This window comes from Sphaerisporangium sp. NPDC049003, from assembly GCF_043197795.1.
Lineage (GTDB): Bacteria > Actinomycetota > Actinomycetes > Streptosporangiales > Streptosporangiaceae > Sphaerisporangium.
Window position 1 is genome coordinate 23,274 of the sequence record NZ_JBICTU010000023.1, and the last position, 16,573, is coordinate 39,846.

Annotated in this window: 11 protein-coding genes; 2 read left to right on the top strand and 9 right to left on the bottom strand. The window is 68.6% G+C overall.

All coding sequences use genetic code 11. The features are described 5' to 3' along the window. The first annotated feature begins 3 nt into the window (after positions 1-3). Both ACGFIV_RS24540 and ACGFIV_RS24545 read left to right on the top strand, forming a co-directional pair. Positions 4-2,904, top strand: coding sequence for a Helicase associated domain protein (locus tag ACGFIV_RS24540; RefSeq protein WP_392837856.1), 2,901 nt, complete (start codon positions 4-6; stop codon positions 2,902-2,904). A gap of 229 nt (positions 2,905-3,133) precedes the next feature. Beyond that, positions 3,134-4,030: an NYN domain-containing protein gene (locus ACGFIV_RS24545; RefSeq protein WP_392837858.1), complete on the top strand. Its 897-nt coding sequence runs from the start codon at positions 3,134-3,136 to the stop codon at positions 4,028-4,030. 197 nt (positions 4,031-4,227) lie between these two features. Here ACGFIV_RS24545 and ACGFIV_RS24550 read toward each other — a convergent pair whose 3' ends face one another. From ACGFIV_RS24550 to ACGFIV_RS24590, 9 genes are all read right to left on the bottom strand, one after another. Next, entirely contained in the window at positions 4,228-5,862 is a 1,635-nt protein-coding gene (locus ACGFIV_RS24550) for a hypothetical protein (protein WP_392837860.1), read from the bottom strand. An 18-nt stretch (positions 5,863-5,880) separates the two neighbouring features. Then, positions 5,881-7,611 carry an RNA polymerase sigma factor gene (locus ACGFIV_RS24555; protein ID WP_392837862.1) on the bottom strand — a complete coding sequence of 577 codons (1,731 nt, stop codon included), beginning with the start codon at positions 7,609-7,611 and terminating at the stop codon, positions 5,881-5,883. A 20-nt stretch (positions 7,612-7,631) separates the two neighbouring features. Next, positions 7,632-7,958 (bottom strand): hypothetical protein, encoded by a 327-nt coding sequence (locus ACGFIV_RS24560; protein WP_392837864.1) that lies wholly within the window; start codon positions 7,956-7,958, stop codon positions 7,632-7,634. 16 nt (positions 7,959-7,974) lie between these two features. After that, positions 7,975-8,991 carry a DnaB-like helicase N-terminal domain-containing protein gene (locus tag ACGFIV_RS24565; protein ID WP_392837866.1) on the bottom strand — a complete coding sequence of 339 codons (1,017 nt, stop codon included), beginning with the start codon at positions 8,989-8,991 and terminating at the stop codon, positions 7,975-7,977. A gap of 309 nt (positions 8,992-9,300) precedes the next feature. Then, entirely contained in the window at positions 9,301-10,119 is an 819-nt protein-coding gene (locus ACGFIV_RS24570; protein ID WP_392837867.1) for a hypothetical protein, read from the bottom strand. Next, positions 10,103-11,974, bottom strand: coding sequence for a type IV secretory system conjugative DNA transfer family protein (locus ACGFIV_RS24575; RefSeq protein WP_392837869.1), 1,872 nt, complete (start codon positions 11,972-11,974; stop codon positions 10,103-10,105). Before ACGFIV_RS24575 ends, ACGFIV_RS24570 begins: the two co-directional genes overlap by 17 nt. A gap of 1 nt (position 11,975) precedes the next feature. Continuing rightward, on the bottom strand, positions 11,976-13,481 hold the full coding sequence (locus tag ACGFIV_RS24580) for a VirB4 family type IV secretion system protein (protein WP_392837871.1): 1,506 nt from the start codon (positions 13,479-13,481) through the stop codon (positions 11,976-11,978). 2 nt (positions 13,482-13,483) lie between these two features. Further along, complete coding sequence (locus tag ACGFIV_RS24585; RefSeq protein WP_392837873.1) at positions 13,484-15,040, bottom strand: SCO6880 family protein; 1,557 nt, start codon at positions 15,038-15,040, stop codon at positions 13,484-13,486. Continuing rightward, on the bottom strand, positions 15,037-16,563 hold the full coding sequence (locus ACGFIV_RS24590) for a hypothetical protein (protein ID WP_392837875.1): 1,527 nt from the start codon (positions 16,561-16,563) through the stop codon (positions 15,037-15,039). Before ACGFIV_RS24590 ends, ACGFIV_RS24585 begins: the two co-directional genes overlap by 4 nt. Positions 16,564-16,573: the final 10 nt, after the last annotated feature.

Consider the following 16,573-nt stretch of genomic DNA (forward strand, 5'->3'; position numbering starts at 1 on the left):
CTGGTGGCGCCGCGAACCGGACACCCCGAGCCCGCCAGTTCGCCGCGCCGGACTGGGATCGAACCGGCAGCACCGGACTCCCCGGCGGCGGATGAACACCCTCATCACCCCACCGATCCGTGGTTTCACCAGCTCGTCGCCGTGGATGCGATCGAACAAGCGCTCGGGCGCGGCGGCCGGGCCGTGGTGGCGTCGCCGTGCGGGTCGGGCAAGTCCAGGATCGGTGCCAAGGCTGCAGGCCGGTTGGCCCCGCTGGGGCGCGTGCTGGTGATGGTGCCGACCCTGGAGCTGGTCGGGCAGATGGTGCGCACCTTCGACAAGCACGGCGGTGTGGGGCTCGGCCGGGTGGTGGCGGTCTGCTCTGATGCCCGGGTGCTCGCAAGCAACGCCGCCTTGGATGTCGAGGGCGCACAGGTCACCACCGACCCGGCCGAGCTGGCGAGCGCGACGGCCGGTCCGGGACGGATGACGGTATTGGCGACCTACCAGAGCCTGCCGGTTCTGGCCGCGGCCCACGCCGGTCATGGACTGAAACCGTGGGATTTGGCCATCGCCGATGAGGCGCATCGCACAGCGGGGCGAGCCGGCCGAGCGTGGGCGGTTTTTCACGACGACAGCGCCGTACCGGCCAAGCGCCGCCTGTACATGACAGCCACCCCGAAGATCCTGGTCGGCGGTGAGGGCACTGACGAACTGGTCTCGATGGATGACGAGCAGATCTACGGCCCGACAGTGTTCGAGCTACCCACCTCCACAGCGATCACGCGTGGGTTGCTCGCCGACTACGAACTTGTCGTTCCCATAGTGACCGACACGCACGTCCACCAGCTGGCCGAGGAGCACGACCGTCATCTTCAACTGGCCCGAACCGCCGTCGACGCCAGGATGCTGGCGGCTCAGATCGCGGCGCTGCGCGCCGCGAAAGAGTTCGACATCCGGCGGATGATCACCTTCCACAACCGGGTGGACCAGGCCAAAGCGTGGTCGGCGACACTCCCCCAGGCATGGCAGCTGATGGATCCCGATCATCGTCCGGCAGCGGTATCGGCACGCCATATCCACGGCGGCCAGGACCTCGCGGTCCGCCGCGCGGTGCTGGACTACCTCGGCGAAAATCCCGGTCAGGCCGGCGGCGAAGAGCTGCGTGTGGTCTCCAACGCCAGGGTTCTCACCGAAGGAGTCGACGCACCCGGGGTGGATGCCATCCTGCTGGCCGCGCCCCGCAACAGCGTCATCGACACCGTGCAGGCGGTCGGGCGGGCACTACGCCTGGGAGGCCGGCCCGGCAAAGTCGCCCGCATCATCGTGCCGGTATTCCTTGGGCCGGGCGAGAATCCCGAAGCGGCCCTGGACGGTTCGGCGTACGCGCAGGTATGGCAGGTCCTGCGGGCGCTGCGCGCCCACGACAATCGCCTGGCCGACTACCTGGACATGACACGAGCCCGCATCGGCGCCCACGACACGCTTGCCCACCAAGACCACAGCGACCTTCAACGGTCAGGTCTGCGCGCCGGCTGGCTGTCGCTGTCGGGGGCCCCGGTGCCCGAAGGCTTCGCCTCAGCCATCCAGGTCCGCGCAGTTGAGGCAGCGTCATCCAGCTGGATGGCGTACTACGGCGCCGCCAAGGCCCACTTCGACACACACGGCAGCATCGACCTACCGGTCAGCCACGTGACCGCGACCGGCCTACGCCTGGGGCAGTGGCTACGTAACCAGCGCAAACTACGCGACAGCATGCCCAAGGAACGGGTCCGACTGCTCGACGACATCGCCATTGTGTGGACCAAGAAGGATCTGGCCCGGGAAAGATCATGGCGCAACGGCCTCGCCGCAGCCCAGGCATTCGCCGCTGACCACAACGGCTCCCTGCACGGTGTCCCCAAGAGCTTCACCCACAGCGGCGTCGAGCTGACCGCCTGGCTCACCCAACAACGCCGGCACCACCGCGACGGCACACTACCCGCGCGCTTCCACGACGCCTTAGCCGCTATCGACCCCACCTGGCACGACTCCGACGCGATCTGGGAACAGCACTACCAAGACGCCAACCGGTATTTCCAGCAGCACGGCGATCTGCGCCCCGAACCAGAACATCCCCCTGTCGAGGGCCGGGATCTGTTCGCCTGGCTCAAGACACAGCGTCGCCTCAAGAGCGGCGGATTCCTGGGCAGCGACCGTCAGACCCGGTTGGAAGCCATCGCAATGGCCTGGTCGATCCTCGACGATGACTGGAACCACGGGCTCGCCATCGCACGCGCCTACGCCGCCCAGCACAGGGACCTAGACGTCCCCGGCTCCCACGTCGAGCAAGACTTCCCGCTCGGATCATGGCTGAGCGGCCGTCGGAGCCGATCCGACCGGTTACCGCCCGGGCACCGAGAAGCCCTTGAGTCTCTGGATCCCGACTGGGCATCGGCCCGAAGCCAGCGTGAACGCTGGGATGCCCGTTATAAGGCTGCCGCCGCCTACGCCAAGCAGCACGGGCACCTGCCTACCAAACCGGGCGCCCAACACCCGGCCCCGCAAGGCGACGACTTTCGAACCTGGCTGCGAGAGCAACGCCAACTGGCCCGCCGCGGCACGCTCACGCCCGCCCGCCGCGCCGCACTGGATCAGCTCGACCCCAACTGGGCGTCAGGCCAATCCCGGCAAAGCCTCTGGGACCTCAACTTCGAAGCGGCCCTCGCCTACGTCAAGCAGCACGGCCGCCTGCCGTTCGGCAGGAAAGACCCCGTCCCTCAAGGGCACGATTTCCGACCCTGGTTAAGTCAACGGCGCCAGCTCGCCCGGGCAAACAAACTGGCGGCCAGGCGCCGGGCTGCCCTGGATGACCTGGACGCCGGCTGGCTAGCCGACAGCAGCGGCTCATCCCCACCACCCAGCACATGTTCACAACCCGTCTAACCGCCGACCCACCAGACGCCGCCGCCGGGGTACCGCGAGTCCACGATCGCTGTCACCCGAGCCATCGGCATATCAGGGGAAGAGCGGAGCACCTGCCCCTGGCCGAGCGGCTCGCCCGACCTGACGGGCTGAGACCCGGCCAGGCCGGCGGCCCTGGGGGCTACCTCCTCCCGGGCCGCCTATGAGCTCCTTGACACCACGTTCGCAGTTCCCCAACGAAGAAATCGAAATGACTGATAAACAACTTCGTCTTGCCGTTTTCTACGACGGCGGATGGTTCATCCACTTGTGGGGGTTCCTGGCGGACCACTCCAAGTGGAGAGCCAAACCGGCGTTCGCCGGCATCCATGACGTCATGCGGTGGTACCTCCACCGCGAACTCGGGCTGCCGCTTACACAGATCACCATGGACGAGGCTCATTACGTGCTGGGGCGGCCCACTGATTCCGCGTACCGGGAGGCCGACGCCTCGGGGCCGTTCCGCAGCATGTCGCGGGGCTGGGATGAGCTATTCCGGAACGAGGGCATCGTCCGCCACGAAGTTCTGGTTTCCGACTACAGCGGCAACCGAGAGGCGGGCGCGGACGTCGAACTGGCGCTTCTCGTCTACGAGAGGGCCATCGCAGGGTCACTGGACGCCGTCGTTCTGATCACCGGAGACGCGGACTTCCTCCCGCTGGTCCACCGGCTCCGCACCCTGGGTATCCGGGTCATCCTCCCTAGCAGTTTCACTGAGGCCGATGGCGGCAACCACAAGGTGAGGTCGGCACCCCTTCTTATCGAGGCCGCCGATCATACGCCTTCGTGGGAGTCTCTCCTGGACTCGGGCCTTGCGCCTGAGTACCGACTCAGATACCCGTTCATCGAACCGGTCAAGGGCGCAACAACCAAACGGGCCGACGACGGGTACAGCTACGGCACCGTCAACAAATGGAAGCCCGGCGCCGCATTCGGATTCATCACCGACACCCAGGGCACCAGTTGGTTCGTAGAGAGACAGGCCCTTCCTCCTGGCCTGAAATCTCTGCCCGTCGGTCAACAAGTCCGGTTCAACGGCCGCCCCCACCCGGCGCCCGGCAGGCCGTACCCGCAGGCCTACGCCGTCCAACCGGTGACGGTCGGATGAAAGCTGCCCCGCTCCCCTCCGGGGGAAGAGAGCGGGGCGCGCGACGCCTGGCCGCACACCACCCCGTGAACGCAACCACCCGGTCACGAGTTTGCGTCCCCATTCGCTCAGCATCGCCTGGTCGACGTCGACGTGAGCGGGGTTGAACTGGCCCCTCCCAGCGAGCCGTGGACCTTTCCCTGGCGGGACCTTTTGCTCTACTGGGAGTGGATGTAGATCTCGTCGAAGACTTCGGCGAGTTTGGTGAGGTCCTGGGTGATCCCCTTCTCGGGGTCGCTGGCGTCGAAGGTGACCGAGAGCCGGCCGAGCCCCTTGCGGGCCTGGAGGGCCGTCCACATGGTGTTGGTCGCCAGGCCCTGGTCCAGGAGCCGCCAGGTGGCGCCGTCCCAGCTCTGGCGGTGGGTCCAGAGCATGACCGTCTGCACGCCCGCCTGCAGGGGCAGGTCGACGCGCAGCTTGGCCGCCGCCTCCGCCTGCGCGGCGGTGAGCTTGTTGGCGCCGCTGTGGGCCAGGCCCACCTCCCTGGCGCCGATGTGGACGCGGGTGTCCCAGCCGCGGGCCCGCACGCCGATCCACTGGTTGCGCAGCGCCTTGTCCGGGGTGATCTTGTACTTGGCGTACTCGCTGGCGAACAGCCCGCTGGAGACGTTGACGTGGTCGACGTCGCCGGTGAGGACGTACTTCTCGACGTTGGCCCGGGTGATCAGCGGGTACTTGGTGCGGAGCGCGGCCTGGCAGGGCTCGGAGACCCCGCAGCCCATCTCGGGCACCACCACGTCGAGCGCGAGCTGCTTGCCCGCCGGCATCGCCGCCCGCAGGGCGGTGGAGGCGTCCTTGACGAACTTGCGGACGTCGGTGGCGGACTTGAAGCCCCAGTAGCCGAGGTCCTGGGCGAACTTCACGCCCACGACTCCTGGCCTGTTCGCCTGTGCGGCCATGGAGGCGACCGCGGCGTCGAACTGGTCCTTGCCTGCGGTCCACGCGGGGGCCAGCTCGCTCTCGATCCAGACCCGCATGCCGAGCTTGACGGCCGTGGCTGCGGCCTTGCCCGTGGCGTCGTCGGGCGCCGCGAGGGGCTGCTTGGACGCCGTGGGCGCCGCGCTCGGCTCGGGGGCCGCCGAGGCGGTGGGCTCGGGGGCGGTCGGCGCGGGCTCCTGCGCGCTGGCGCTGGGGGCGGGCTGCTCGTTGCCGTCGGGCACCGTCGAGCTCTCGACCAGCGGCGCCTGGCTGGCGTCGACCGGGGCGGTGCTGGGATCGGTCGGGTTCTGCGCCAGGGGCTCGCCCTGGTTCTGCGTGGTCCCGTCAGGCGTCGGCAGCGCGCTGGCGGTGGCCCGCCCGGAGTTCGCCGACGGAGCCGCCGACGCCCCCGATCGGTCACCTGAGCAGTCGAACTCGCCGCCGAGGCAGGCCTTGTCCGGCGGGTTGGTGACGTTGCCGCTGGTGTCCTTGCAGACGTACTTGCCGACGCTCTGGTCGTACTTGCACAGCACCTGGTCGGTGTCGGCGCAGCCCTGCATGCCGGGACCCTTGTTGGTCTTGTCCTTGCAGAACAGGACCGGGCCCGGATAGGGCACCGCTTCCTTCAGCTTCTCGCCGTCGTTGCGCGCCCAGAACCGGACGACGTCGAGGGCGTCCTTCGGCGTCTTCGCCATCCAGGAGCAGTACATGAACTCGGGGGTGCCGGTGCCCAGGATGTCGTCGCACTCACTGTTGGAGGCGGCCTCGGTCGCTCCAGGATCAGCCAGGGCCATGCCCGTGGGGATGCCGATGGTCAGCGTGAAGAGCACCGCGATGAGAGCGATGATCCACTCGCGTTTGCGAAGTCGGGGCATTGCGGTCTCTCCTGATCGCTACAAGGGTTTGGGGCAGGTCTTCATGTAGGTGATGGTGACGCCGGTGGTTCCGGAGCCTTTGGTGCCTTGGTTGTCGCCCGACCAGGAGATCGACATATACGTGGTCAAGGGCTTGCCGCAGTCGTCGGTGTGGCCCGGTCCGAGCTGGAGCGAGAAATTGATGGTCGAGCTCTGGCCGTCGCTGACGCTTCCGCTGCCAGGTGACGCGGTCACCTCCATGCCGCTCGCCTGCCAGGTGATCGACCCGGTCTGGCTGTGCACGGTCACCGATCCCTGCCGGCCGGTGCCCACGTTCACCGAGGTGGTGGACGCCGAGAACGACGGCGGAGGAGGTGGTGGTGGTGGTGGCGGGGGTGGGGGCGGGGGTGTGCTGGCCTGCGGGTGCGAGGTCTGCCGGGGGGACGACCGGGGCTGCGATGTCGTAGGTGGAGGCGGTGGGTTGTTCGGGCCGTTATTGGCCGATGGAGGGGCGTTGCGCTTGGGTTTGCCGGTGGGGTTGGTTGAGGGGTGCGATCGGTGGGACGGCGGCGGCGGCACGGAGCTGTTCGGCCGGTTGACCCCGCGCTCGTTGGTCTTCGGCGCGGCCGTGCCGCTGGGTGCACCGGGGTCCGCCGGCCCGCCGGTGCCCGATGGTGGGGGCGGGGGGTCGACCAGGGGCGGCAGCGGTTCGCCGGCCGTGACAGCGACCCTTCCTCCGGCCGCCTCCACGTCGATGGTCTTCCTGCTGTCGCTGGGATTGAACAGCAACGTCCAGATCACGGCTGCCGAAGTCACCGACACCAGGGTGACCAGGCCGATGCGACCCCACCGGATGCGGCTTTCGGGGTCGGCTGCCTCCGGGTCGGGTTCCCAGAAATCCGCGGGCGGCTGCTCCTGGTTGGGCTGCTCGGGGGTGAAGCCCTCCTCGACCGACAACGGGGCTTTGGAGAGCGGAGGGTCCTCCAGGACGTCGGGCTGCACGGGGAACCCGTCGGGGTGCCAGCTTTCGGGGCGGGTCTCAGTTGCGGTGACCGAGGTGTCCGCGCCGGCGGACAGCCGTTGCAACTCAGGTGGGCTTGGCAGGATGGGCATGCGTGACAGCAGTGTGGTGATGGATGCCTTCGACGGCGCGGCGTGGCAGTGCTTGCAGGAGCGCACGTGCCGGCTGATGTGGGCGCGCAGCAGCCGCGTCGGCGACTCCACCCACGACGTCACCAGGTCGGCCAGTAGCGAGCACGTGGGGCTCGGGCTCCTGGTGTTCATGACAGCGGCCAGCCACTGCTCGGCATCGCGCCTGCCCAGGCGTGCGGCTGTCTCCACCGTGCCCACTGGGACGTCCAGTACCCGGGCGACTTCATCGGGCGTCAGGCCGTGGCGCAGTGTCAGATCGAGGATCTCGCGCTCGCGCGGCTCCAGGCAGGCCAGCACTTCTCTCGCCAGCTCGGGGGTCCCGCTGCTTCTCTGATGGGCGTGGGAGCCGGTGTGGGTGACGCCGGCGAGCCTGGCCTGGCATTCGGCACGGGCCAGGGAGTACAGCCAGGCCCGCAGCCGCCTGGCGTCATGCAACCGGTCGGTGTGGGCTACGGCCCCGTGAAGGGCGCCCACCGTCGCCGGCAGAGCATCGTCGTCATGCAGCAGGGAACGACAGTAGTCGTAGAGATGATCACCGTACTCGCGGTACAGGTGCTCCAGTACGGCGGGATCGTCTCTCAACACGCAGATCAGCACTCCTGGGGTTCGGATCGGCATAAGGGCATCGCAGCTTGCCGTCAGGTCGGGTTCGATCGTTGTTCTGGGTCGGGCCGGGTGGCCGCACGGATCGCGGCCTTGCGGGCCACGATGGTGTCCTGAGCGGTGATGCGTGCGGCTTCGGCGTCGAGCATGTCCGCGAGCTTGTTGTCGCTGCGGACCCATCCCTTCTCGAAATGGATCCACCAGGTGTCCTGGTAGCGGACGACGTATGCGATGGTCTGGCCGAGCGGCGACACCAGGCCCTGGTCGAAGGCCCGGTTCATCTCCGCATGACTGATGATCACGGGTTGTGTGCCCGGTTCGGCGGTGGACGGCTGCTCTGCGGGGCGCTTGGGGAGCGACATGGTTTGGGTGCTCCTTCTACTGGCGCAGCTCGGGACCGTCGAGGCCGAGCGTTCGATCGGGTTGCTTGAGGACAGGCGCTGGGTGTTCTTGTGTGAGGCCGCGTTCGTGGTGCAGGGTCCGGTGCCCGGCGGGCTCGTGCGCGATTGCCCCGGTGTTCGCGGTGAGCCGGGCGGTTCCGGCGGCGATTTCGGCGCGGGCGTGGTCGGCCAGCAGGTCGCGTCCGATCTCAATCGCGGCACCGGCCTCGACTACGGTGACCGCCAGGCGAGCAACGTAGCCGGGAGCCGAGGGCCTGGTGTCGGACCGGCTCTCGGTGGTCTCGCCGGTCAGGGTAGGCTCGGTGGATCGAGCGCGGGCGAGTTCCCAGCAGAGCGTGAGTTCCTGCACCGGCTCGCCGTAGTCGTCGACCGCGACGATGGCTTCGTAGATACTGCGCCGGTCGGGGCTGGTGAACACCTCAGGATCGAGCCAGGCGGCCACCTCGTGGAGATGTTCGGGATGCTGGATCAGATCGGCCAGAAGTGCTTCCTCGCGCAGGGTCCGCAGGTCCTGGCGCGGGGCCTCCACCGCCAGATCATCGGTGAGGCTGGTCTCGAAGTGGACCGCGTTGGAGCGCAGGGCGTCCGACAGCAGCGCGAGGTGGTCCAGTTCCGGGTCCAGGCCGCGGACCGTTCCGGCGGCTTCGACCAGGCGGTCGGCGTGGCCGAGGAGTTCGCGACGCAGCGCGGCTTCTTGGATCATGCGGCCGTAGACGGCGACGGAGGAGACATCGGGGCTGGACAGAGCAAGCTCAGCGAGCCGAGCCTCGTCGATACCGGGCCGGTCGGCTTGGAAGGTGATCCGCTCGGCCATCGTCACGCCCCAAATGCCGGGTTCGTTCGCCCGGACGTCGAGGAACGCCGCGAAGATGGCCTGATGATCAGCGTGGGCGAAGTGCCGGGGAAGCAGGTAGGGCACGTCGTTGATGAGGCTCGGATCGTAGATCAGCGCTCCAAGGAGCACTTGTTCGGTCCGGTGGACGAGATTAGGCATGGCGTGGGAGCTTCCTATCGTTATGCGACCTCCTAGAAGGCAGGCTCCAGGTCGCGGCGCCGCTGGTCGTTCTGATCGCGGCGCGGGCGTGACTGGCCGCCAGTGGCGCTGCGGTCTGCTCTGCGTTGAGTAGACGCAGGGTCTGAGGGCCGGCCTGCCGAACGGTGTGGACTTGTGATGCCGGTCCGAGCGCCGAGGTCGGCCGACCACCGGGTTGCATTTCAGCCGACGTGAGATCAGCCACCAGCGCTCCGGCGGCCTCGGCGTGAGCCTGAAGTACCGCTGCGGCTTGGGAGGTGAAGGGCGACATCAGGCGATTCCTTTCGCCGCCCAGCCGGCGGGCTTCAACGCGCGGCGGCGGTCAACGCTGCGGTCTGCGAGCGCCAGGGCGGCGGATCGTTCGTTGAGGCGACGGTCGAGCTTGGGGTCCATGATCCGCAGCCAGCCACCTTCACCGGGCGCCCACCAGGAGCCGTCGTGGTGGAGGTAGTCGGTGACGGTCTTGCCCAGGGGGACGGCCGCCTCCTGCTCCCGGTGAGTGCTCATGGTGGCGACTGTCAGGAACAGGTAGCTGTCGGGACGGCCTTTTGGGGACTCATCGGCTTTAAGTAGGCTGGCGGGAATGCCCGCGGCGGGATCGGCGGTCGCCCAGCGTTGTTGGAGGGCGGCATCCTCGGCGGCCAGACCATCGGCTCCACGGTGCCCGGCGCGGCAGCCGGCGGCGTAGAAGGTGATAGCCGCGTGCATGGTCTGACGCAGCTCGGCGTGCCAGTAACGTGCGGCCTGCCCCGACGGCTGCTCGGCGTCGTAGATCTCTTCGCGCCAGGCTTTGAGCGCCCACAGCTCTTCGATCAAACCGGGATGCTGCGCCCAGCAGCGCGGCAAGCGTTCCTCGACGCCGAGTTCGTAGCGATCGTGCAGCCAGGTCACCCAGGCCCGCAACTCAGTCCAGTTTGCCTTGCGTTCGTCGAGCTCCATCCGGTGCCACTCGATCAGGCGCCGGGTGGGCTTGGCCGTGTGGCGGTCCCGACGCTTGCTCACGTGCTGGTCGCGGTAGCCCTTGTTCAGCGAAGATTTGAGCAGGATGGGCACGTGGGGCTTGACGGACTGCTTAGGCGTCTCGGTCATCGTCGGCTCCCTCCTTCCCCTTGGTGGTGTTCGTGGTGGTGGTGTTGGGTGTGCTGGTGGTCAGATCCGGATCGGCGATCATCTGGGTGGCCGCGGCGACCGAGCGGGCGTAGGCGTCGCGGTCTGGGCCTTCGTAGTGCCGGGTCATTCGCACCAGCACCGCGGGGGTGGTGGCGTGGATGACCAGCGCCTCGCGCCGTTCTTCGGACAAGGTCCGGATCGCCTCGGGCGCAAGGGTCTTGCGATCATGCAGCGTGGACTGGACGGTGTGCCCGGTGCTGCCGCGCTGATGAGTAGTGAGGAGCTCGCGGTACTCGCCGGCCAGCGCGGACAGGTCCCGCAGTTCGTCACCGGACAGACCGCCGAGGGCGATCTTGACGGTGGAGGCGCCCCAGAGCATGGCGGCGCCTTCGCGGCCCCATCGGTTCTCGGCTTGGGCCATGTTCTGGAGCACGGCGACGATGAACATTCCCGATCCGCCCGCGTACGACATCAGCGCGGGAAGGTGCGGGAGCGGGACGACGTTGGCGACCTCATCGCAGATCAGGCCGAGGGGTGGGTCGAGCCGGCCGCCGGGTGAGGCGTCGGCGAGCTTCTTGGCGGTCTCGGTGAGTTCGTCGACGAACGCCGAGATCAGTGGCGCCAGGTCGGTCGCCTGCTTTTCGGAGACCAGCAGGTAGATCGTGCCGCAGGCTTTGAGGAAGGCTTCCAGGTCGATGCCTTCCCCCGCCGCCGGTGTGAAGGTGGCGCGGGCGGTGGGAGCCAGCAGCGGCGCCACCGCTGTCTGCACGGTGGTCCACAGGTTGGAGCGGGTGCCCTCGGGTGAGCGGTAGGCGGCATCGAGCATCGCGGCGGTGCCCGGCGCGGCGCCGGGGTGGTCGCGGAGGATCTTCACGGGCTGGTCGAGGCGTTCATCGAGCGCCCATCGCAGGACGTCGTCCATGGAGCCGCCGGACAGGGCGGCGGCGTGCAGCCAGCCCGCGAGCAGGTTCGTGGCGGTCATGCCGAAGTAGGCGGCGTTGCCGGAGTCCTGGTTGGTGCCGGTCTTACCGACCGTGACCATGACGTCGGCGCGAGTGCGGGCCTTTTCGAAGTTCTCGCAACCGGAGCTCGGTGACCAGCGCACCAGGTCGGGCCAATGGATCATCCCAGTGGGTGCCATCACCAGTACGGGACGGTCGCCTTGCGCGCGCAAAAGCGCGGTGGCCTCGACGACGTCCTTGCGGACCGAGGTGACCAGGGCAGGACCTGGCCAGCGGTGCAGCCACGGGATGATGACCATGCTGGTCTTGCCTTGGCGGGGCGCGGAAATCAACAGGACCGATGACTCGGAGCTGAGGGCCAGCGGCATCCCGCCGGAGGCGGTGCGGCCCAACCGGACCCCGACGTCGTCCACCGTGTAGTCGGTGCCTGCGACGCTCGGGCGGACGACCGGGCCCCGGGTGATGACCGCCTTCTCCGACATCGACCGGGCGAGTTGGCGGCGGGAGGCGAACCCGCGCTGGGAGCGCCGGCTGCTGATCCGCCGGATACCGAGGACGGCTGCGGTCGTGATGCCGGTGAGGGTGATCAGGGCTGAGAGCAGGAAGCCTGGCCAGCCCGGCAGGGAGTCACGTGCTGAGGCCGGCCAGGCTTGCTTGGGGTCCGGCAGGTGGTGGGGAAGCCGCGCCAGGACCGATAGGCACTCGCCGAGGCTGGTGTCCGGCCAGGAGAAGGCGAACACCAGCCCGGCGATCTGCCCGGTCAACCAGACCCCACCCACCAGGGCGGCGATGCACGCCAGCCCACCGAACAGCAGATAGTCGGCAGGGCCGTCGAACACTCCGCGGCCGGCGATGGTCTCGTTTCGTGCCATGTCAGACGGCCATGCGTTCGTTGGTCCAGTAGAGCCGGCGCTCCGAAGGGGTGAGGACGACTTGGACGACGTGACTGGCGGTGCGGCCGATCTTCCAGATCGCCCGGCCGAGCTGCTCGCCCGACCAGGACGCGATGTGCGCGCACTCGGTGTCGGTGAGCCCGATCGCATCCCGGGTCATCGCCAAGGGGGCGGTGTCCTGTCGCAGGCAGATTCGCACGTCGCAGCTCGCGATCAGGTTCTTGGCGATCGTGACCTCTTGTGAGCCTTCCGGTCCCACCGCCTCGAAGTCGGCGAGCCGGTGGGTGGCCAGGACCTGGATGGTGCCCTGCGCGCGGGACAGGCGAAGGTCGGAGTCGACTTTGCGGATCATGGCGGGGACGCGCATGGCCCGCCACAGCTCGTCGCGGACGACCAGGCGGACGGGCCCGCCGGGTTCGTCGATGGCGGCCTGGCCCCAGGAGGAGACGCAGGCGAGCGTCATGGCCACGGTCTCATCCCCGCGGCCGTTGATCCGGGACAGATCGACGGTCTGGATCGGGGCGTTGAAGTCGAGTTGCACGCTGGTCGGCCCGTCGAACAGCCCGGACAGGGAGTCGCGGACCATGTTGCCCAGGGCGTCGGTTACCCGCCGGATCATCTCCCGCAGCTCCCCGACGTCCTGGCCCCGTACCCGCAGTTCGGTCGCCATCTCCGCAAGCGGGTCGCGTAGGAGCTGCCAGACCTGCGGGATGGTCGGGTCTTTCAGGGTGGTAGCCCCGGTGGCTTGCCCCGAGGCGTGCTTGATCGCCAGGCTGACCGCCGCTTCCTCGGTCGGGGTGAGGTCGCCGCCCAGTCGCATGACCAGCAGTGAGGACAGCAGGGTGATGCGGCGGCGGTGGATCTCCTCCAGTCGCTCGCGGAGCTGCTCGGTGCCGGTGGGCAGGTTCTCACCGAGCGGCCCGGCATCCAGGGGGTTGAGCCGGGTTGCGAGGCCTGGCCCGAGTTCGACCGGCGAGACGCCGAACGCCCGCGCCAGGGGCGCGTACTCGTTCTTGATGTCGCCGAGCACAAAGGTCTTGACGCCGTACGCGCTCAACCTGGTGATGAGGGCTTTGATCGTGGCGGACTTGCCCGCGCCGGGCACTCCCGTGATCAGCATGTTGGGGTTGGAGACCAGGCCCCGGTGCAGCCATTCGATGGGATGACAGGCAAAAGCCCCGCCCGACAGGCAGTCGACGCCGACGTAGACGCCGACCGGCGGCATGCTCGCCCCATACAGCCACGGGTACAGGCCCTGCACCTGGCCGGTGCTCCCCCGGAATACGGGGATCGCCGGGAAACGGGGGGCACGCCCACCGAACGGGCGGGCGTGCCCGCGCCGAGGCGCAAGCGCATCCTGGCGGCGGCGCTCGACCTTCCCGGCCCGGTTGTCGCCAGACTTGCCCGGTGGGGCGGCAGGAGTGCCCAGAACATCGGCAAGGTCGAAAGCGGGCAGAGCAGTGCTGTTCTTCTTGCGCAGGCCCATACTCAGAACCTCTTCCGGGGCAGGCCCATGCCGAGCGGCAGCGCACCGAGCGCGAACCCGATGTCCTGGGCCATCCACATGCGGCGGACGGAGATCCGCGCTGCCGCCGCGTCGGCTTCCAAGGCCGCGCAGGCGTCATCCAGCTCGGCCGCGTCGGTGACGGTGACCGTGACGTAGGCCGAGAAGCGGACCAGGCCGTGACCGGCCGCGCGTTCACGGTCCTGGGCGCGGGCACGGTCAAGGGCGGCCTGCTCGTGCTCGGGGACGATCTGGCCGGTGCGCTGCCGCATCTTGATCGCGACATCGCGGGCGGTACGCTCCCGCATGACCTCCTGTTCGGCCTTGCGCGGGCCGAGGGGCTCCACATGCAAGGAGAAAGCACGACGGTGGTCGCTCTCCCCCAGCAAAGGCGCCAGCGCGGTGGAGTAGACCTGGTTTCGCGGCCAGTCGTGGACCACGTAGCTGACCGAGTGAGCGCCGTCGTGGGCGTAGGAGCCGGGCTTGGCCTCGGCCGCGGCCGGTCCCGCCAGAGCCGGGTCCACCCCCGGCACACCGTTGTGGTGGACGCCCACTGTGGCAGCGGCCATCGCCCCCGCACGCTGGTCGGCCAGGACACGAGCCGAGTGCGGGTCGAACGCGGTCCGCAGCACTTCGGCCAGATCCCGCGGATCGAGCCAGCCTTCCACCTGCAGATCGGCACCGCTGATAGCCGAGGTGAGCGACTTCAGCTGGCGAACCAGCACAGCGGCGGCTCCCGCCGCACCACCGCCGGCGGCCCTGATCTGCGACGCCGCCCTCTTGTGGTCCATGGTGAACGCCAAGAACGCCTCACGCTGCGAGGTCGCCAACGTCGAGGTCGCCAAAAGCATCGCGGTGATCTCCCGCGCAAGAGGCGGCGCCTCCTCGGTCAGGTGGTCGGCGTGCCATCGGCGCAACGCCGCCCCCGATTCGGGGACCAGCCGCTGAAGCGCCTGCACCCGGACGATCGGGCTGCCCTCGGTGCACAGGCCCGACAGCAACCCGCCCCATCCCGCGACCCGTAGATCCCGACGCGAGGAGTCGACCAGCCCGATCCCCGGGAAACCGATCCTGGCGACCGCGGTGAAGGTCCGCTCGTACCTGTTGTGCGCCACCGCGATCGTGACGCCGTTACCGAACGCGGCCTCCAAGATGGTCAGCGGAGCCAAAATCCCGGGCAGATCCATCGGGGCAGGCGCACCAGGGCGGGTCCTAGACCGCGGGGCGAACGCCGCGCTGACGAACTTGTTGTGGTCTCGCGACCGCAGCAGCCCATAGGAGACAGCGGCCACGATCCACTCATCCACCGTCCGGCCGGCGATCCGGACGAACGCCAACGCGACCAGCAGACCAGCGACCGGCCAGCACACCAACCCCTTCCTGACGTCGGAGACAGCCAGCGGCCACGCGGCGGAAAGCACACCAGCGGCGAGCAACGCTGCCCGCTGACCACTGACCCCGAAAATGAACGCGACCTTCTCCTCCTGCCAGCCGAAATACGTCCGCGACGAAGGCGTCCCGCTACCGGTACCGGTGATCACGCCCCACCCCCCTCAGGTTCAAAGCGGTCGTTGACAGCGCGCGGCTTCGGCTGCGGCGCCGCCGCAACCTCGCCGGCAGCAGGCTGATCCGAAACGGCAGACTGATCCGGCAGGGCAGGGCGGACCTGTCCGGGTGAGCCTTGTTCGGGTGAGTTCTGTTCGGCTGGCGGTTCCGCTGCGGGTGACTGCTGTGCGGGTGGCTCGGCCGGCGACGCTTCCACTGGATCTCGCCCCTCCCCCGGTGCGCTTGTCCCGGCCACGGGAGCGGGGGGCGTGCCGGCTGGGCTGTCATCGCCGGCGTCAGAGGATCGGCCGTACGGGCGCCGGTAACGACCGTGTCCGGCGTAGGGCGGTACTCCCGCCGCGTAGCCAGCGGGTCGCCCGCCCATTCCCCCATGGTTCGCCATCTGGTCCATGCCGCCGCTGAGACTGTTGATCGCCTTCTGCGCTGCCTGGAGGGCCGCGACGGCGACCGCTGCGGGACCGGCCCCGGCCGCCGCTGAACCTCCCACGCCCCCGGCCGCTGACGCACCACCGCCGGACTGAGCGAAGGCGGCCATGGTCCGGGCCTCGGACGCCTGGCTGAACTCATCAGGATCGATACCGGTCGGCACGCCCCCGGCCGAGCCCCCGCCGCTCGCCCTTCCAGCTGCAAAACCGACAAGGCTTCCAAGTCCTGCGCTGCCACCTACCGCGACGCTGGCGAAGGAGAAGAAACGGGCAATGGCCGGCCAGGCGAAGACCGCCAGGATCAGCACGAGCATCCCCGCCAAAAGGGATTGGATGTCCTCGCTCTTGCCGGTCATCCCGAATCCCAGGGCGAAGACCAGCGCGATCACCGGCTTGAGGATGATCAGTTGCCCGGTGGCCACCGCGAACTTGGTCCACCAGGACTTGGTGGCATCCGACACCAGCCCGGCCGCCGCGATCGGCGAGGTCGCCACCAAGACGACGATCGCCGCGTTACGCAGAAGCAGCTGGAACCAGAGCACCAACGTGAGCAGTATCCCGACCACGGCCAACAACAGAATGAGGGCACCTTGGGAGGCCGCAGTTGGGTCCCACTGAATCACACGGGCGATCCTCGCGGTGAGAGCCTTGGTGCTACCGAAACTTCCCACGACGATGATGTTGGTCAGTTCGTCAGCGGCTCTGAGGGCTGTCCCGGCGATGACCAGGGTCAGCAGGAACGCCAATGCGGCCTTACCCACGCCGATCAGCCCTTGCACCACAGCGGAGCCGTCGTGCGTAATCGCCGTTCTGATGACCTGACCCAGCAGGAGCAAAACAGCGATCACCGCGGCGAGCATGATGGAGATCTGATAGACGCTGCGGACCCCTGGCGAGGTCAGATCGACCGGCGGGATGGCGACGAACGCTTTTCCGAAGCTCTCCAGCAGGAGGTTCGCCGCCGACACGAAACTCTGGACTACCCCGTTGAAGGCACTGTTGGTGACGCTGGTGACGGCCCCGCCGATGAGGTCGCCGGCACAGCCGACCGGATCAAATGCGGGGCACGCCATGGGAGACCTC